General features: G+C 70.6%; 15 protein-coding genes. 9 read left to right on the forward strand and 6 right to left on the reverse strand.

What is annotated here, in order from left to right; genetic code table 11:
• Positions 1 to 369: 369 nt before the first annotated feature.
• The 8 genes from ACWCRB_RS42880 to ACWCRB_RS42915 all read left to right on the forward strand — a co-directional run bounded on the left by ACWCRB_RS42880 (position 370) and on the right by ACWCRB_RS42915 (position 11,651).
• Positions 370 to 4,416, forward strand: a complete 4,047-nt coding sequence (locus ACWCRB_RS42880; RefSeq protein ID WP_451001259.1) for an nSTAND1 domain-containing NTPase — start codon at positions 370 to 372, stop codon at positions 4,414 to 4,416.
• Between the two features lie 232 nt (positions 4,417 to 4,648).
• Positions 4,649 to 5,437, forward strand: a complete 789-nt coding sequence (locus ACWCRB_RS42885; protein WP_451001260.1) for a GntR family transcriptional regulator — start codon at positions 4,649 to 4,651, stop codon at positions 5,435 to 5,437.
• An 8-nt stretch (positions 5,438 to 5,445) separates the two neighbouring features.
• Positions 5,446 to 6,204 (forward strand): glycosyltransferase family 2 protein, encoded by a 759-nt coding sequence (locus ACWCRB_RS42890; protein ID WP_451001261.1) that lies wholly within the window; start codon positions 5,446 to 5,448, stop codon positions 6,202 to 6,204.
• 178 nt (positions 6,205 to 6,382) lie between these two features.
• Positions 6,383 to 8,830 carry a SpoIIE family protein phosphatase gene (locus ACWCRB_RS42895; RefSeq protein WP_451001262.1) on the forward strand — a complete coding sequence of 816 codons (2,448 nt, stop codon included), beginning with the start codon at positions 6,383 to 6,385 and terminating at the stop codon, positions 8,828 to 8,830.
• 28 nt (positions 8,831 to 8,858) lie between these two features.
• Positions 8,859 to 9,347, forward strand: a complete 489-nt coding sequence (locus tag ACWCRB_RS42900; protein WP_451001263.1) for a hypothetical protein — start codon at positions 8,859 to 8,861, stop codon at positions 9,345 to 9,347.
• A 160-nt stretch (positions 9,348 to 9,507) separates the two neighbouring features.
• Entirely contained in the window at positions 9,508 to 9,711 is a 204-nt protein-coding gene (locus ACWCRB_RS42905) for a toxin-antitoxin system HicB family antitoxin (RefSeq protein WP_451001264.1), read from the forward strand.
• Complete coding sequence (locus ACWCRB_RS42910) at positions 9,708 to 10,013, forward strand: type II toxin-antitoxin system PemK/MazF family toxin (RefSeq protein WP_451001265.1); 306 nt, start codon at positions 9,708 to 9,710, stop codon at positions 10,011 to 10,013. The genes ACWCRB_RS42905 and ACWCRB_RS42910 overlap by 4 nt, the downstream gene beginning before the upstream one ends.
• Before the next feature lie 171 nt (positions 10,014 to 10,184).
• A complete protein-coding gene (locus tag ACWCRB_RS42915; RefSeq protein WP_451001266.1) occupies positions 10,185 to 11,651 on the forward strand; it encodes an MFS transporter in 1,467 nt (488 codons plus the stop codon).
• Between the two features lie 42 nt (positions 11,652 to 11,693).
• On the opposite strand, the gene ACWCRB_RS42920 is transcribed toward ACWCRB_RS42915, so the two are convergent.
• Positions 11,694 to 12,638, reverse strand: a complete 945-nt coding sequence (locus ACWCRB_RS42920) for an FkbM family methyltransferase (RefSeq protein ID WP_451001267.1) — start codon at positions 12,636 to 12,638, stop codon at positions 11,694 to 11,696.
• 130 nt (positions 12,639 to 12,768) lie between these two features.
• On the opposite strand from ACWCRB_RS42920, the gene ACWCRB_RS42925 reads away from it, so the two are divergent.
• Positions 12,769 to 13,341: a hypothetical protein gene (locus tag ACWCRB_RS42925; RefSeq protein ID WP_451001268.1), complete on the forward strand. Its 573-nt coding sequence runs from the start codon at positions 12,769 to 12,771 to the stop codon at positions 13,339 to 13,341.
• 30 nt (positions 13,342 to 13,371) lie between these two features.
• Here ACWCRB_RS42925 and ACWCRB_RS42930 read toward each other — a convergent pair whose 3' ends face one another.
• The 5 genes from ACWCRB_RS42930 to urtB form a co-directional block, all read right to left on the reverse strand.
• Positions 13,372 to 14,676, reverse strand: coding sequence for an amidohydrolase family protein (locus tag ACWCRB_RS42930; protein ID WP_451001269.1), 1,305 nt, complete (start codon positions 14,674 to 14,676; stop codon positions 13,372 to 13,374).
• 190 nt (positions 14,677 to 14,866) lie between these two features.
• On the reverse strand, positions 14,867 to 15,559 hold the full coding sequence (urtE, locus tag ACWCRB_RS42935; RefSeq protein ID WP_451001272.1) for an urea ABC transporter ATP-binding subunit UrtE: 693 nt from the start codon (positions 15,557 to 15,559) through the stop codon (positions 14,867 to 14,869).
• Between the two features lie 11 nt (positions 15,560 to 15,570).
• The gene (gene urtD, locus ACWCRB_RS42940) at positions 15,571 to 16,338 is read right to left on the reverse strand and encodes an urea ABC transporter ATP-binding protein UrtD (protein ID WP_451001270.1); all 768 of its coding nucleotides are present in this window, start codon (positions 16,336 to 16,338) and stop codon (positions 15,571 to 15,573) included.
• Positions 16,335 to 17,462, reverse strand: coding sequence for an urea ABC transporter permease subunit UrtC (urtC, locus tag ACWCRB_RS42945; protein ID WP_451001271.1), 1,128 nt, complete (start codon positions 17,460 to 17,462; stop codon positions 16,335 to 16,337). Before urtC ends, urtD begins: the two co-directional genes overlap by 4 nt.
• Complete coding sequence (gene urtB / locus ACWCRB_RS42950; RefSeq protein ID WP_369036801.1) at positions 17,459 to 18,346, reverse strand: urea ABC transporter permease subunit UrtB; 888 nt, start codon at positions 18,344 to 18,346, stop codon at positions 17,459 to 17,461. Before urtB ends, urtC begins: the two co-directional genes overlap by 4 nt.
• Positions 18,347 to 18,531: the final 185 nt, after the last annotated feature.

The following is an 18,531-nucleotide window of genomic DNA, read 5'->3' on the forward strand; positions in this document are numbered from 1 at the left end:
GGCACCGGTCCCTCCCCACGTGGGGACCGGTGCCGAACGATGGACGAGGACCCGGGGGTGTCCGGTCTGTGCCGGTTCCGTGGGTCTCGGGTTCGCGTGGTGCGGCCGACTCTCCCCGCTGGCGAATCCGGCAAAGCTGGCCGAGAACATTCGGCCTTCGAGCTGCCCCTGGGATCGCTGCGCTGGTGGTCCGGGTGGACGCCACGCGGGTGGTTCTTCGTTGCGTCATGATCCTGCCATTCGGAGCTCACAGAGAGGAGGTTCCGGTGTAGGGGCGAACGCTTAACCGCAGGTCAGCCGTATAGAGTGGGTTTTCCGGTCCGGATGAGACCGGACGACGCCGGATGACCGACGCGGGGGAAGTTAGGGGTGGAGACCTTGAGTTCCGACTCAGGGGCACGCACGGCCTTCGCGGAGCGACTCGCGCTGTTGTACAAGGAGGCCGGCAATCCTCCCCTCAAGCGTGTGGCCGAAGCCGTCGTCCAGTTGCAGCGGGTCGACGAACGCGGCCGGCCCGTGCGGGTGTCCGTGCAGCGGATCAGCGACTGGCGGCGGTCCAGGAACGTACCCGCCCAGTTCGCCGCCCTCGCCGCCGTACTGAGTGTCCTCGTCCCGCAGGCCCGCCGTGCCCGGCCCGTCCCGGTCTCTCCCGGACTGTACGACATGGTCCAGTGGCAGCGGCTGTGGGAGCGGGCCGTCGCCGACCCCGTCGGTGACCGGGCCCCGGGCTCCCTGGACGAGGAGGAACCGCCCGCCGGTGAGATCGCGGCCGTGCCGGGCGCGGTGTGCCCCTACCGTGGCCTCGCCTCGTACCGGCTGGAGGACACCCGCTGGTTCTTCGGGCGTGAGCGCAGCACCGATGCCCTGGTCGCGCAGCTCCGTGCCGCCGAGACCGCGGACACGGGCAGTGGTGGGCTGGTCATGCTCGTGGGGGCCTCGGGGGCGGGGAAGTCCTCGCTGCTGAGCGCCGGGCTCGTGCCCGCCCTGCAGGAGGGCGCGCTGGGCGGGCCGGGGCAGCAGCAGGCACGCGAGGTCGTCCAGCTCGTTCCGGGCAGCGATCCCCTCGCCGAACTGACCCTCCGTATACCCGGGCTCGAGAACCTCCTCTCCCCCAGCGACGGCGAACCGGCCGCCGAGCCCGGTACTCCCGAATTCGCCCATGCCGTACGGGAGACGGTCGGCGCCTGGGCACGCCGCGACGGGAGCACGGCCACCACCCGGCCCGTCGTCATCGTCGACCAGTTCGAGGAAGCCTTCACCCTCTGCCCCGACGAGACCGCCCGGAACACCTTCATCCAGTTGCTGCACGCCGCCGCCTCGCCCCCCGGGCCCGGTGAGCGGGCCGGGGCCGACGGGTGGGCGCCCGTGCTCGTCGTCCTCGGTATCCGTGCCGACTTCTACGACCAGTGCCTGCGCCACCCCGAACTCGCCGACGCGCTCCAGCACCGGCACATGGTCCTCGGACCGCTGACCACCGCCGAGTTGCGGGAGGCGGTGACCGGACCCGCGAAGGCCGTCGGCCTGGAGCTGGAGCCGGGGCTCGCCGAGCTGATCGTGCGGGAGGTGAGCGCCGACGGGCCGCGCGGGGCGCACGACGCGGGCGTACTGCCGATGCTCTCGCACGCCCTGCTCGCCACCTGGCAGCGCCGCAAGGCGGGGCGGCTGACCCTGTCCGGCTATCGTGCGGCCGGCGGAATCCAGGGCGCGGTCGCCGCGACCGCCGAGCACGCCTGGACCGGCCTCGACCCGGCGGCCCGTACCGCCGCCCGGCTGCTGCTGCTGAGGCTGGTACGGCTGGGCGAGGACACGCAGGCCACCCGACGGCGGGGTACGCGACGGCAGTTGGCCGCCGAGTCGACCGACCCGGGCAAGACGGAGGAGTCCCTCGAAGCGCTCGTGCGCGCCCGGCTGGTGACGCTCGACGCGGAGAGCGTGGAGATCACCCACGAGGCGCTGCTGCACGCCTGGCCACGGCTGCGCGACTGGATCGACGAGGACCGGGGTGGCAATCTGCTGCGCCAGCGCGTGGAGGAGGACAGCAGATCCTGGGAGGAGTCGAAGCGCGACTCCGCGCTCCTCTACCGGGGCTCCCGCCTCGAACAGGCGCACAGCTGGGCGAAGGCCGCCGGTGCCACCTATCTGACCCGTGGCGCGAAGGAGTTCCTGGCCGCGTCGGCCCGGCTGCGCCGGCGTACCGTCCTGATCAGCCGGGCCGCCGTCGCCGCGCTGGTCGCGCTGGCCGTACTGGCGGGCGGTGCGGCGCTGATCGCCCGGCAGCAGCGGGACGACGCGGTGTTCGAGCAGGTGCTCGCCGAGGCGGACCGCGTGCAGTCCTCGGACCCGTCGCTGTCCGCGCAGCTCAGCCTGGTCGCCCACGCGCTGCGCCCGGACGACGCGGGCACCCGCAGCCGGCTGGTGTCGATCGTGAACACCCCGCTGGCCACCTCGCTGATCGGCCACACCGGCGCCGTCTACCTCACCACGTTCAGCCCGGACGGCAAGCTGCTCGCCACCGCCAGCTACGACGGGACCGTACGCCTGTGGGACGTGGCGAACCGGGCGCGGCCCAAGCCACTCGGCAAACCCCTTGAGGCGAACGCGAGCTGGGTGAGCAGCGCGGTCTTCAGCCCCGACGGGAAGACCCTCGTCAGCGCGGGCGACGACGGCACGATCCGCCGCTGGGACGTGTCCGACCCCGCGCACCCCGAGGCGCTCGGCACGCCGCTGAACGGCCATGACGGCACGATCTATCTGATCGCCTTCAGCCCGGACGGCCGTACGCTCGCCTCCGCCAGCGAGGACCGCACGGTCGGCCTGTGGAACATGACCGACCCGGCCGCCCCCAAGCGGATCGGCACCCTCACCGGCGCGGGCGCGGCCGTGCGCGCGATCGCGTACAGCCCCGACGGCCGCATGCTCGCGGCGGGCGGCGACGACAACACGATCCGGCTGTACGACGTCTCGAAGCCGGCCGATCCGAAGCCGTACGACACGAAGCTGACCGGGCACACGGACCTGGTGCACTCGGTGGCCTTCAGCCCCGACGGCCGGACCCTCGCCAGCGGCGCCGCCGACGACACGATCCGCCTGTGGAACGTGTCCGACCCCGCGCACGCCGCCCAGCTCGGCCCGCCGCTGACCGGGCACACCGACGCGATCTGGTCGGTGGCCTTCAGCCCGGACGGGACGACGCTGGCCGCCGCGAGCGCGGACAGCACCGCGACCCTGTGGAACGTCAGCGATCCGGAGTACCCCTCGCAGGTCGGCGAGCCCCTCGCGGGCAGCAGCGGCGAGATGTACGCGCTGGGCTTCAGCCCCGACGGCCGTACGCTCGCCACCGGCAGCGGCGACAGCAGGGTGCGGCTCTGGTCGCTGCCGACGTCGGACATGATCGGCCGGCTCGGTGTGTTCCGCCCGGACGGCAAGGTGCTCGCCACGGGCTCGCGCGACGGACGCGTACGGCTGTGGAACGTGGAGCGGCCCGACCACCCGGTGGCGCTGAGCGCACCGTTCACACCCGGGGGCGGCGAGGTACGGACACCGGCGTTCTCGGCCGACGGCCGTACGCTCGGGATGGCGAGCGGGGACAGCGCGGTCCAGTTGTGGAACGTCAGCGATCCCAGGCATCCCGTCGCCTGGGCGGACCCCGTGAAGCTGAAGACCCGGTTCGCCGCGTCCGTGGCGTTCAGCCCGGACGGCCGTGTCCTGGCCACGCCCTACGAGGACTTCACCGTCCAGCTGTGGGACGCGACCGACCCGGCCCATCTGCGCCCGCTCGGCAGGCAGCTCACCGGCCACACGGGCTACATCAACGGCCTCGCCTTCAGCAAGGACGGCCGTACGCTGGCCAGCGCCGGCGCGGACGGCACGATCCGCCTGTGGAACGTCACCGCCCCGGCAAAGGCGACCCTGCTCGGCAAGGCGCTCAAGGGCCACCTCGGTCCCGTCAACGAACTGGCCTACAGTCCGGACGGCCGTACGCTGGCCAGCGCGAGCGACGACGGCACGGTCCGGCTCTGGGACGTCACCGACCCGGCGAAGGCGCACAGCCTGGGCTCTCCGCTCGCCGGGCACACCGAGGCGGTCGACTCGCTGTCGTTCAGCCCGGACGGACATGCCCTGGCCAGCGGCGGCAACGACAACGCTGTCCGGCTCTGGGACGTCTCCGACCCGGCCGACGCCAAGGCCATCGGGCAGTCGATGAGCCCCAACGCCAAGACGGGCAACTTCCTGGCGTTCAGCCCGCGCGGCGGCATCGTCGGGGTGTCGAGCGGCGCGGACACGGTCCGGCTGTGGAATCTCGACATCGACAAGGCCGTCGACCACATCTGCGCGACGACGCGGGGCGTACTGACGGCCGAGAGGTGGCACGAGTATCTGCCCCGTTTGTCGTACGAGCCGCCGTGTGACACGTGAGGTGTGACCGGAGGATGGTTGTAGTGCTGGAGGGGCCAAAGAGAGTGATCCCGATCACAACTGGTCGTTGTACCAGAGCAGTCGGCTCCCACTGAGCAGTCAGCCTTGTTACCCTTGGCCAGAGCCCGATCGCTGGTGCATCCCCCGTCGCCAGCGGTCGGGTTCTTTTATGTCTCCAAGAGGTCATCTCCTCCACTCGTCAAGACCTCTTGAGGAGTCGTACGCTGAGATCATGCCCAAGGCGTACGAAGTGATCGCCGACGATCTCCGCCGTTCGATCCGCGAGGGCGAGCGCAAGCCGGGCGACCGGCTCCCGGCGGAGACGGAGCTGGCGAGGACGTACCGGCGCAGTGTCCCGACCGTGCAGAACGCACTGCGGCTGCTGACCGAGGAAGGGCTGCTGGACAAGCAGCACGGCCGTGGCAACTTCGTCCGCCGCGCCCGCACCCTGGCCGTCCGGGACAACGGGCGGCACCAGTGGGAGAAGAACCGGGCACGCCGGCCGAAGTCCGAGCGGGCGGTGACGGGCGCCACGGAGCACGACACCGGCCTGGAACTCCGGGACCTCGTCTTCTACGCCAGGTACCGCGAGATCGCGGCACCGGAGGAACTGGCGGAGGCCTTTGGGGTCCCGGTGGGCACGCCGCTCGTCGAGCGCACGTACCGAACGCGGTACGCGGCGGAGACGGCCCCCTTCAACCTGGTCACGTCCTACCTCCTCCGCGACATGATCGCCGCCAACCCGGCCCTCCTCGACGACACCAACGAACCGTGGCCCGGCGGCACCCCGGCCCAACTCCACACGGTCGGCATCGAGTTGGACCGCGTCGAGGAACGCTTCACGGCCCGCCCGCCGACCCCGGAGGAGGCGGCCGAGCTGGAACTCCCCCCAGGAACCTCGGTGATCCTCCTCCGCAAGAAGTCGTACGACATCCATGACCGCGTGGTGGACGTCTCGCATGTGACGCTCCCCGGCGACCGCACGGAACTGCTCTTCACCACTTCCCTGGAAAGGTGGTGAGTGCTGCCGTGCCCCGGCGCATCATCATCGTCACCGCTGTCCACGCCCCGTCGGCCCGCTTCCTCCCGGAGGCCTACAAGTCCCTGTGCGAACAGGAGTTGCCGCCCGGCTGGAGCTGGCACTGGCTGATCCAGGAGGACGGGAGGACGGAGGAGGTACGCCCGTACGTCCCCGACGACGAGCGCGTCACCTTCCGGCAGGGCCGGGCGGGCGGTCCGGGGGTAGCCCGCACGATGGCGTTGTCGGCGGCGGACGGCCCGTACGTGAAAATCCTGGACGCGGACGACCAGTTGGCGCCGGGCGCGCTGGCGCGGGACCTGGCCGCTCTGGAGGCGGACGCCTCGCTCGGCTGGGCGACGTCGCGTGTTCTGGACCTGCTGCCCGATGGCTCCACGGCCGGGTTCCCGGGTGATCCGGAGGCCGGCGTGATCGAGCGCGGGGCGGTGCTCGACTTCTGGAAGGCCAACGGTTTCCGCGCACAGGTCCATCCGGCGACGCTGTGCGTACGCCGGGACCTGCTGCTGGCCCTGGGCGGGTGGATGGCCCTGCCCGCCTCCGAGGACACGGGGCTGCTGCTGGCGCTGAACGCGGTGAGCCGGGGGTGGTTCTCGCCGGAGGTGGGGCTGCTCTACCGGAAGTGGGAGGGGCAGGCGACCGGGCAGGCGGCGCATGTGGACTCGGGTGAGCGGGAGGCCCGGATGGGGGTCGTGGAGGCGCGGGCTCGGGCGTTGGCGGAGCTGGGGTGGGGGTATCCGGGTGCCGGGTGAGGGAGCGGCTCACGGCCGGCCGGGTGGTGGCTCGGGAGGCGTTGGAGGGCGTGAGGGCGCGTGACCAGCACGGCGATCGCCCTGTGAGGAGCCCCGGCCGTGGCTCGCCGAAGAATTATCATTAATGCTATGTAATGAGGTGATTTCAGGCGGGGCGACGAGAGTGAGATGAGTGACCATGGAGCGGCATGTCGTCGACGACCGGGGAGCGAGTCCCGTCCAGGAGGCCGTCGATGAGGCGCTCACCGCACGGGCCACCATCGACGAACACGGCACCGTGACGGGGTGGGGCGCCGGCGCCGAACGACTGCTCGGGTACTCGTCGGCGCAGGTCGTGGGCCGCCCGGCGGTCACCCTGCTCGCCGAGGAGCCCATGGCACCGGATCTCCCGCCCTTCGCCCAGCTCCCGAGGTGGCACGGGAGACTCGCTCTCCGGCACCGGGACGGTCACCGCGTCGAGGCCAGGGTCCTGGCGCATCACAGGACGTCGGACGACGGGACCCGCGACTGGCTCCTGGTCTCTGCCGTGACCGGGGCGCAGCCCCGCCCCGACGACGTCGAACTCATGAGGCAGGGTCTGCTTCTGTCCCCGTTCTGCGCGACGTCGGTGCATGACACGGACCTGCGCATCCGACGGTCGAACCGGGCCGCGCACGGCGCGCTGGGCCTGAGCGACGACGACATGCGCGGGCTGCGGCTGTCGGACGCGGTGGACGACCCCATGATCGGGGAGGTCGAGCGGCTGATGCTGCGGGCGCTGGAGACCGGCGAGCCGCAGTACCTGGAAAACCATGCGCGTTCCCCCGGCGAGACCCGTGAGCACGCCTGGTCGGTCCACCTCTACCGCCTGGAGGACCCGGACGGCCGCATCCTGGGTGTGGCCTCCACCGGGCACGACATCACGGAGCAGTACTGGGCCCGCAATCGCCTCCAGCTGATCGCCGAGGCCAGCAGGCGCATCGGCAGCACCCTCGACGTGACACGGACGGCGCAGGAGCTGGCGGACATGGCGGTCCCGGGCCTCGCCGACTTCGTCAGCGTCGACCTGCTGGCGTCCCTGGACGACACGCATGAGCAGTTCCCGGGATCGCTGCCGGCGGGCACCTCCCTCGCACTGCGGCGCATCGCCCACCAGTCCGTGCTCCCGGGCGTCCCCGAGGCGGCCGTCGCCCCGGGCGAGGTGGACGAGTACCCGGCCGGCTCCCCGCCCGTCGAGAGCCTGAGGTCCGGACGGGCCGTGCTGCACCAGGTGACCGAGCCCGCGATCGCCGAGTGGGTCGCCCAGAAGCCGGTACGGGCCTCCCGCGTCCGCGAGTTCGGCGTCCACTCGGTGATGACCGTGCCCCTGTCGGCACGCGGAACCAACCTGGGCGTCGCCGTCTTCGTCCGTCACCGGCACCCCGACCCGTTCCAGCAGGACGATCTGGTGCTCGCCGAGGAACTGGCGTCGAGGGCGGCGGTCTGCATCGACAACGCCCGGCGCTACACGCGCGAACGCGGTACGGCGGTCACCCTGCAGCGCAGCCTGCTGCCGCAGCGGCTGCCCGAGCAGTCCGCGATGGAGGTCGCGTCCCGCTACCTCCCGGCCGGTGCCCAGGCCGGGGTGGGTGGCGACTGGTTCGACGTGATCCCGCTGTCCGGAGCGAGGGTGGCGCTGGTCGTGGGCGATGTCGTGGGCCACGGCATCCACGCCTCCGCGACCATGGGACGGCTGCGCACCGCCGTACGCACCCTCGCCGACATCGATCTGCCGCCCGACGAACTGCTCACCCACCTCGACGACCTGGTGGCCCGCCTGACCACCGAGGCGGAGGGCGCCGAGCACGACGCCGGGAACAGGGAGACCGCGGGAGACGTCGGAGCGACCTGTCTGTACGCCGTGTACGACCCCGTCTCCCGCCGTTGCTCGCTCGCCCGGGCAGGGCATCCGCTGCCGATCGTGGTGAGCCCGGACGGCACGGTGGAACTCCTGGACCTGCCGGCGGGGCCTCCACTGGGCCTGGGCGGACTTCCCTTCGAGGCGGTCGAGATCGAACTGCCGGAGGGCAGCCTGCTCGCCCTCTACACCGACGGCCTGGTCGAATCCCGCGACAGCGACATCGACGACGGCGTTTCCCGCGTCTGCCAGGCCCTCACCCGCCCCGCCGCGTCCCTGGACGTGCTGTGCGACGGGATCCTCTCCGCCGCGCTCTCCCGGCGGCCCGCCGACGACGTGGCCCTGCTCGTCGCCCGCACCCGGGCGCTCGACGCCACCAAGGTCGCCGCCTGGGACATCCCCCCGGATCCCGCAGCCGTCGCCGAGGCACGCAAGAACGCGGTCGGCCGACTGGCGTCCTGGGGTCTGTCCGACGCCGCCTTCGTGACCGAGCTGGTCGTCAGCGAACTGGTCACCAACGCCATCCGGCACGGCGAGCCGCCCATCCAGTTGCGCCTCATCCATGACCGGAGCCTCATCTGCGAGGTTTCGGACGCCAGCAACACGGCACCCCACATGCGCCGCGCCCGCACCTACGACGAGGGCGGCCGCGGCCTGCTCCTGGTCGCCCAGCTGACCCAGCGCTGGGGCACCCGGCCCACCACCAAGGGCGGCAAGGTGATCTGGGCAGAACAGAGCCTCGACGGCTGACCGCCGGAAGTCCTCCGAAGCGGGCAGCGTGGCCGTCATCGCCCTCGGACGCCACCTCGACAGCGGCGCGGCGACCGCCGGGGCCAGGCCGTGTCCGCAAAATCCCGTCGTCCGCACGGAGGGCGGGCCCGGCGGCGTCATGGGGGTCCCCCTCGGGCATGCACAGCTGTACCTCGCCGAGCGTCCCGCGCACCGCTTCCACCGCCGCGTCGCGCCGGGGGCGCAGCATCTCCCGTACGCGCTCCGCGTTTTCCCGTACGACACCGCTCCGGAGCGTGCGTGCGGCGACCGCCTGGAGCAGCGAGGCCGGGGAGAGATAGATGCTCTCGGCAAGGGCCGCGAGGGGCACGCCGGACACCCGGGCTCCGTGCCGTTCGAAGATCTGCACGGCGCGGTCGTACGTCGGTGCCTCGGCCAGGACCAGCGGCTCGGTTGTCTTCCGCCAAGAGCCCGTCGCGTCGAGCCGATCAGTCCTCGATCGCGCACGGGACGAACTGGGCCCAGGTGGTGGGGGTGAAGGTGAGGCGGGGGCCCGTCCCGGTCCGCCACCCACTCCAGAACTGCGAGGGCTGCGACCGGGGATTCCGGGCCCCCGAGCGGGGGCGCTGTCCCGGCTGCCGGGGCGAACTCGCCGGAAGCGCATTCACGGTGCACGGCGCGACGACTACTCTGGTGGCATGAGTGTATTCACAGTCCGCATACCAGATGACCTCGACGCCGAGGTGCGCAAGGCCGCAGCAGAGGCGGGGCTCTCGTTGAACGCCTACATGGTCCGCACCCTGCGCGAGCAGACACTGCGGGAAGCGCTGGCCGCCGTGGACAGTGAAGGTGCGCTGCTGGTCGACACCGGCGACGACGATCCGGCGGAGGACATCCGTTGAAGCGGGGCTCGGTCTGGGAAGTCCCGGTCGGCGAGGCCACTCGTACGGTCGTCGTGCTCTCCATCGACGAGGTGAACGCGAAGTTCCGGGCCGCCGTGTGTCTGCTCCTGCATCCAGCGGGCGCCTACCCGGACACCCTGGTCTCCGTACCGATCACCGATCCCGTGCACGCGGTCGCGGTGCCCGTGAACATCACCCAGTACGCGGCCCGGCGCTTCGAGAACGCCAAGCGACTGGGCGCGGTCACGCCCGAGACGATGGAGCGCATCGAGCGCGCCGTTCGCTCCGTCATGGGCCTGTAGGGGCGCGGCGGGCGTCGGCCACCAGGAGCCGCCGCCCCCTCTTCTCGGTCTCCGGGCTGGGTGTACTGTCGAAGCACTGGAAGTAGAAACGCGTGCTCACTGCTGGGCAGGGGCACGCGCGCATACGTGACTCGGACGGGTCGCCACTTCTTCACCTCGAAGGAGTGCGCAGTGAACGTCCGTCGCCATCTTCCCGATCTTCCTGCAGCTGATCCCTCTCTTCCGCCACGCTCCCTCCGGGAAGCGGGCGTCGCCCTCGCCGGGCTGTCCGCGGTCTTCCTGTTCGAGATGCTCGACAACTCGGTCCTCAACGTCGCACTGCCCACCATCGGCCGCGAGCTGTCGGCATCGACGACCGTGCTGCAGTGGGTCACGGGCGTGTACGCCGTCGTGTTCGGCGGGCTGATGCTCGCCCTCGGCGCACTGGCCGACCGGGTCGGCCGTCGCAAGGTCATGCTGGTCGGGCTGGTGCTGCTGGGTGCGGCGAGTCTGGCGACCGCGTTCGTCACGACGGCGGGGCAACTCATCGCGATCCGGGCGGCGATGGGCGTCGCGGCCGCGATGACGACGCCGGGCTCCCTCGCCCTGGCGTTCCGCCTGTTCGACGAGGACGGGCTCCGCGTCCGTGCGACCACGCTGATCTCGACCGTGGGCCTGGTCGGGCTCGCGATCGGACCCACGGCGGGTGGCCTCGTGCTCGCCTTCGCTCCTTGGCAGGTGCTGCTGCTGATCAACGTACCGATCGCCGCACTCGCGTTCCTCGGCATCCGCCGCGGCATCCCCGCCGACCGGGCGGACGAGCTGCACCGCGACCCGATCGACGGCGCGGGTGCCCTCCTCGGCACGGCCACGATCGTGCTCGCGCTGGTCACGCCGACGCTGTTCGTCGACGCGGGCACCGCGTCGCCGCTCCCGTGGCTGACCACGGCGGCGGCTGTCGTGACAGCTGTGCTGTTCGTCCTCCGGGAGCGTTCCGCCCGCCATCCGCTGCTCGACCTCGCACTCGTCGCCCGCCCGCTCGTGTCGAGCGGCCTGGCGTTCAAGGCCGCCTCAGCCCTCGCGACCGCCGGCCTCGGCTACCTCGTGACCCTCCAGCTCCAGCTCGACCGGGGCTGGACGCCCACCCAGGCGGCTCTGGGGATGTTGCCGCAGGTCGTCGTGCTCATCGCGGGCGGTGCTCTGATCGGTCCGCTGGTCGCACGCGTCGGTCTCGACAAAGCCGCCTGGCTCAGCGCCGGAGCCGTCGTGTGCGGGCTCGCCGTCTACGGGCTGCTGGGCCGCTTCGGGTACGTATGGATCGCCCTCGCGCTCGTGCTCGTCGCCGCCGGTATGCGCGTCGTGGGTGTCGTCGCCGGGACCAACGTGATGCGTGGCCTCCCGGCCGACCGCACCACCGTCGGAGCGGCGCTGGTGGACACCGCGGGCGAAGTCACCACCGGAATCGGCATCGCCGTCAGCGGGACCATCCTCGCGGCGCTCTTCACCGGCGACATCGCCACGTCGAACTGGAGCGCCGACCAGACCGCCGAGTTCCGCGAGGCGGTCAGCTGGGCCGGTCTCGCCCTCACTGTCCTGGCGGCGGCGCTGGTGGGATGGGGGATCGCCCGCGCCCGTCGCGCCGCAGTCGTCGACGAGTAGACGAGTGGACGAGGTATCGAGGCCAGGTGTTCGGGCCCGGTGTCAGGGCAGCCTCTCCGCGTCCACCCGCGAGAAGATCAGGTCGCTCTCCCCCACCACCGGGCCCCGCCACCTCTCCGGTACGCCGATCTCACCCGGGTTCGCCGCCAGCGCGTACGCGTAGCTCTCGGGGGCGTAGCTGTTGGGGAGGCGGTAGAGGTGGTAGCCGGCGTCCCTCATCGTCTTCAGCAACTCCTCTGCCGAGTCGCCCAGTTGGGCCATGCGGTCGGGGGTCACCTCGACCGTGATCTCCGCGTCGGGGCGGAGTTTCGGCAGCATGGGCGCCAGGCCCCGTACGACACTTCCCTCCGCGCCCTCCACGTCGATCTTGATGACGCGGGCGTTCTCGATCTCCTCCGGTTCGAGGAGTTCGGGCAGCGGGCGGGCCTCGATGTCGAAGGTGGACTCCGTCGGGCCGTCCCACGGGACGATGCTGTTGGCGCCCATGTTCTGCGAGCTGGAGAGGATGAAGGTCAGGGTGCGGTGGCTGTCCGACACCGCCGCGTTCAGTGACCTGATGTTGCGGCAGTCGTTCAGGGCGCTCTGGCGCAGGAGGATGTCGGTGAACGTCGGGGACGCCTCGATCGACACGACCCTGCCCTTGTCACCCACCAGTTGTGAGGCCAGCACACTGAACACGCCCACGTTCGCGCCGACGTCCACGAACGTGTCCCCGGGGCGCAGCCTGCGGCTGAGCCAGGCCGACATGTGGGGTTCCCAGACGCCGAAGAGGTAGACGTAGCGCTGGATCAGGTCCTGGGTGTCGACCGCGAAGCGGGCGCCTGAGCGGGTCTCGACCACTCGGCGGCGCGGGTGCTCCCTCAGGTGGGGGTTCAGGAAGCGGGCCGCCAGCAGCGCCTTGCCGACGGAGCCCGGGGCCTTCCGTACGTACTGGCGGCCAAGGGTCACCAAGTACTCCGACAGCCCCGCCGTGGGAACACCGCTCATGCGATCCGCCTCTCCACCGATCCGGGACCAACCTACTCCGGTCCCTGTCATGGCCTCTGCCGGGCACCTCTCCCATCTCCTAAGATCATCCGACGGAGACTCACATTCGGGCACGGGGGACGGGGACACGATGGGAACCGGTGAGCAACTCATCACCGTAGGAGCCGTGTTGCTCGGCGCGCTCACCACGCACGCGACCAACTACCTGATGGAGCGCGGCCGTAACCGCTACCAGCTGCTGACCCGCTGGGACGACAAGAAGATCGACACGTACTCCGAGTACGTGGACGCGGCCAAGATGCGCATCGCCAGTGCCGTCCGGCTCTACGAGGCCAGGGAAGGGCTGCGCGACGAGCACCGGCCCGAGCCGGAGCTGCGGGAGGATCTGTCGGACGCGAGCCGGCGGTGGGGGTCGGCGTTCGAGCGGGTCATGCTGCTCGGGGGCGACGACGCCATCGAGGCCGGGCACGAACTCAACACCGTGCTCTCCGAGATCGACTGGCAGGCCACCGGGCGGATCACCGGCACCCTGGAGGAGTGGCGGGAGCGGCACCGGGGCGCCTTCCGGTGCATCAACGCCTTTCACGAGGCCGCCCGCGTCGACCTCGGGATCCAGGGCAGCGTCACGGGCGAGAAGCATCCCGAGCGGGACCTTCTGCTGCCGTCCGCCCGGCACAACCGGCAGGAGTCGGACCAGGGCTGACGGCAGCCGTACGTACGCCAGTACGTTCCTCTACCTGCCCGCCGCCGCTGCCGCCACCGCCGCCCGGGCGCGCGACCTGAACGCCTCCAACTTGTCGACCGGCTCCGTCAGTTGGCGGCTCCGGGAGCGGATGCTCACGTCGTGGCCCTCGGACGTCCTGCGCAGGGCGCCGACTGTGGCCTGTCCCTTCGGGATGTGCGAGAAGGGGTCGAAGGAGTACCAGCGCATCGCGTTCTCGTGGGTCATCTTGACGATGTCCTCGTCCGGGACGGAGTGCTTCTCCAGGACGCCGTGGATCTGTTCCGGCGCGTCCGGCCACATGGAGTCGCTGTGCGGGTAGTCGCCCTCCCAGCAGATGTTGTCGATGCCGATCTCGTGCCGCAGCTTCACGCCCAGGTCGTCGCTGATGAAGCAGGTCAGGAAGTGGTCGCGGAACACCTCGGACGGCAGCTTGCCGCCGAAGTCCTGGAGCGTCCAGGTCGCGTGCATCTCGAAGGTGCGGTCGACGCGCTCCAGGAAGTACGGGATCCAGCCCGTGCCGCCCTCCGACAGCGCGATCTTCAGATCCGGGTACTCCTTGACGACCCGCGACCACAGCAGGTCGGCTGCCGCAGATACCAAGTTGATCGGCTGGAGCGTGATCATCACGTCCGGCGGTGAGTCGACGGCCGGGATGGCCAGCCGCCCGGACGAGCCGATGTGGATCGACATCACCGTGTCCGTGTCGGACAGCGCCTGCCACAGCGGGTTCCAGTACTCGTCGTGGAAGCTCGGGTAGCCGAGGGCGGCCGGGTTCTCCGGGAAGGTCAGGCTGTGGCAGCCCTTTTCGGCCACCCGCCGGACCTCCGCCGCGCACAGCTCGGCCGACCAGATGGCCGGGAGTGCCATCGGGATGAAGCGCCCCGGGTACGCCCCGCACCACTCGTCGATGTGCCAGTCGTTGTACGCCCGCACCAGCGCCAACGAGAAGTCCTGGTCCTCCGTGGCGAACATCCGCGCGGCGAAGCCGGGAAAGGACGGGAAGTTCATCTGGGCCAGCACGCCACCGGCGTTCATGTCCTTGATGCGCTCGTGCACGTCGTAACAGCCCGGCCTGATCTCGTCCATGCCCTGGGGGTCGAGGCCGTACTCCTCCTTGGGCCGCCCGGCGACCGCGTTCAGCGCGGCGTTGCCGACCGTGTTGTCGCGGAACTGCCACACGTCACTGCCGTCCTCGCGGTGGATCAGCTTCGGAGCGTCGTCCAGATACCGCTTCGGGAGGTGGTTCACGAAGATGTCCGGCGGCTCGATGATGTGGTCGTCCACGCTGATGAGGATCAGGTCGTCCCGTTCCATGACGTTCCTCCGCAGTTACTCCGCAGTGATTCGACTGTGCCTCGACGGTGATTCTGACCTTCTCTGTCAACGTAAATTAGCTTCTCACTATCAGAGAATCAACCGTTCGGACGTAGTGGGATGGGCGCGGGACGGGCAACGAGGAGGGGCCCGATCCGGCGTGCGGATCGGGCCCCTCCTCGCTCTTCCCTCAGACGCTCAGCGCCGCCCTCACCGTCTGCTCGGCCCCCGCTCCGCCCTCTCCGGACGAGGTCACGCGGCCCGCCTCCAGTACGTAGTAGCGCTGGGCGGCCCGCATCGCGAAGCCCACGTGCTGCTCGACGAGGAGGACCGAGAGGCCGCCCCTCGCCGCCAGCGTCAGGATCGTCTCCTCTATCTCCGCGACCACCGACGGCTGGATGCCCTCGGTCGGCTCGTCGAGGAGGAGCAGGCTCGGGCGGGTCACCAGGGCACGCGCCAGGGCGAGTTGCTGCCGCTGACCGCCCGACAGCAACCCCGCCCGGCGGCCCGAGAGTTCACGCAGTGCCGGGAAGAGGTCCAGCGCCTCGGCGACCGCCTCCTTCCCGTCCGCCCGTCCGTCGGCGACGAGTTGGAGGTTCTCGGCGGTGGTGAGGTGCGGGAACGACTGCTGTCCCTGCGGTACGTACGCCATTCCGCGCGCCACCCGCTGGTGCGGGGAGAGGCGGGTGATGTCCTCGCCGTTCAGCAGGACCCGTCCGGCGGTCGGCTTCAGCAGACCCATGGCCGCTCGCAGCAACGTACTCTTGCCCGCGCCGTTGTGGCCGAGAACGGCGGCCACCCCGTTCTTCGGGACGGCCACGGTCACGCCGTGCAGGACGGTCGTACGGTCATAGCCCGCCCGTACGTCGTTGATCTCCAGCATCGACACAGCCATTACGCCTCCTCCCCAACAGGTATGGGCGCGGGCTCTGTCGCACGGCCCAGATAGACCTCCTGGACCCTCGGGTCCGCCTGGACCTCGGTCACCGTGCCCTCGCTGAGCACCTTGCCCGCGTGCAGGACGCTGACGCTGCGTGCGAACGAGCGCATGAAGTCCATGTCGTGCTCGATGACGACGACCGTGTGGTCCTCGCTCACCCGCTGGAGCAGTTCGCCGGTCGCCTCGCGCTCCTCGTGGCTCATCCCGGCCACCGGTTCGTCGAGCAGCAGCAGCCGTACGTCCTGGACGAGCAGCATGCCGATCTCCAGCCACTGCTTCTGGCCGTGGGCGAGGGCTCCCGCCGGGCGGTCGGCCAGTGCGGTCAGGCCGGTGGTCTCCAGGGCCCTGGTCACCGGTTCCGGAACGCCCTTGCGGCGGCGGAGCATCGTCCACATGCCGCGTCCGGCGCCCGCCGCGATGTCCAGGTTCTGGAGCACGGTCAGCTCCTCGAACACCGTCGCCGTCTGGAACGTACGGCCGATGCCCATGCGCGCGATCCGCTGCACCGGCTTGCCGAGCAGCTCCTCGTCGCCGAAGCGGACCGAGCCGGTCGCCTTCACCAGGCCGGTGACGGCGTCGACGAGAGTCGTCTTGCCCGCGCCGTTCGGCCCGATGAGGAACCTCAAGTCCCCTGTCTGGACGGTCAGGTTGACGCCGTCGACCGCCGTGAAGCCGTCGAAGGTGACCCTCAGGTCGCTGATCGCCAGCGCCTCGCCGCTCATGCCGTACCTCCCGAACTCACTTGCCGTGTACGGCGGTTGCGGGCCACCGTCCACAGGGACGCCAGGCCGCCGGGCAGGAAGCCGACCGCCAGCACGAACAACAGGCCCTGGAAGTACGTCCATCCGGCCGGGTACGCGTCCGACAGCGTGCTCTGCGTCCAGGCGACCGCGATCGCCCCGAGCACCGCGCCCACGAGTGACGCCCGTCCGCCGACCGCCGCGCCGATGACGAAGCCGATCGACGGCACGATCCCGATCAGCGCCGGGGAGATGATCCCGACGGCGGGCACGAAGAGCGCACCGGCCAGCCCCGCCATGCCTGCGGCTACGACATACGCGACCAGCTTGACGTTGGCCGGGTTGTAGCCGAGGAAGCGGACCCGTTCCTCGGAATCCCTTACCGCGACGAGGAGTTCGCCGTACCGGCTGACGAACAGCTGGCGGGCGAGGGCCATGAGGGCGAGCAGTACGGCCGCGATGACGAAGTACACCATCCGCTGGTTGACCGGGTCGTCGAGCGAGTAGCCGAAGAAGCCCTGGATGTCGGTGAGGCCGTTGGTGCCGCCGGTGGTGGCCTGCTGGCCGATCAGCCAGATGGACAGCGCGGCGGCGAGCGCTTGGCTGAGGATCGCGAAGTACGCGCCCTTCACCCGGCGCCGGAAGACCAGAAACCCGAGCAGCGCGGCGACCGACATGGGCAGGACGACCGTCATGGCCAGCGCGAACAGCGGGTTGGCGAACGGCTCCCACCACCAGGGAAGGGCGTCCCCGGTGCCGTACAGCTGCATGAAGTCGGGGAGTTTCTCGCCGGTGTCGGCGGCGTCGGCGAGCTTGAGGTGCATGGCCATGGCGTAGCCGCCGAGGCCGAAGAAGACGCCCTGGCCGAGGACGAGGAGTCCGCCACGGCCCCAGGCCAGGCTGACGCCGACGGCCACGATCGCGTAGCACAAGTACTTGGCGAGGAGAGCGAGTCGGAAGTCGGAGAGGGCCAACGGGGCTATGCCGAGGAGGAGTACGGCTCCCAGGGCGAAGCCGCCGGGGACGCGGAGGCGTTCCAGGAGAGGGGTCTTGGGCGCGGTCGGCGGGGTGACTGCCGTGGCGGGCTGGGGTGTTGTTGTTGTCATGCCAGGCTCCGGGTGCGCAGTGTGTACAGGCCCTGCGGTCGCCACTGGAGGAACGCGACGATCGCCACCAGGACGATGACCTTGGCGACGCTGACGGTGGTCGAGTATTCGAGCACCGACTGGAGCACGCCGAGCGCGAACGCGGTGATCACGCTGCCCTTGAGCTGGCCGATGCCGCCGACCACGACCACGAGGAAGGCGTCGACGATGTAGTTGGTGCCCATGGTCGGGCCGATCGGGCCTACGAGGGTCAGCGCTACGCCGGCCACTCCAGCAAGTCCCGAGCCGATGAAGAAGGTCATCCGGTCGACCTGGCCGGTGGCGATGCCGGACACCTCGGCGAGGTCGCGGTTCTGGACGACCGCCCTGATGCGGCGGCCCAGGGGGGTGAGGCGCAGGATCAGCGTGAGGGCGAGGACGCTCAGGAGGGCGAGGCCGAGGATGAACAGGCGGCTGTTGGCGAGGGTGATGCCGCCGCCGATCGAGATGTTGTCGGTGAGGACGTCGGGGGCGTGGGTCTGGACGTTGGGGGCGCCGAAGATGTCCCTGGCCAGTTGCTGGAGCATCAGGGAGACGCCCCAGGTGACCAGGAGGGTGTCCAGGGGGCGGGTGTAGAGGCGGCGGATGAGGAGCCATTCGAGGAGGGCGCCCATGAGGCCTGCGACGACGAAGGCGACGGGGAGGGCGACCAGCAGCGAAATCCCGGCGCTGCTGATGGACTTCTGGAGGACGTAGGTCGTGTAGGCGCCGGCCATGATGAACTCGCCGTGGGCCATGTTGATCACGCCCATTTGACCGAAGGTGAGGGTCAGGCCGAGGGCGATGAGGAGGAGGACGGCGCCGATGCTGATGCCGGTGAAGGATTGGTTGAGGATGACCGTCATGGAGCGGCTCCTGGTCGGGGGCGGGGTGCGGGTGGGGTGCTTTTCCTCGCCCCCGCCGCCCCTACCCGTCCCATCCCTTCCTGGGGGCTGCGCCCCCAGACCCCCGCTTCGGCCTGAACGGCCTCGTCCTCAAACGCCGGACGGGCTAAAAGATCAAGCCCCGGCCGGCACCATCCAGCCCGTCC

Source organism: Streptomyces sp. NPDC002156 (assembly GCF_053593675.1).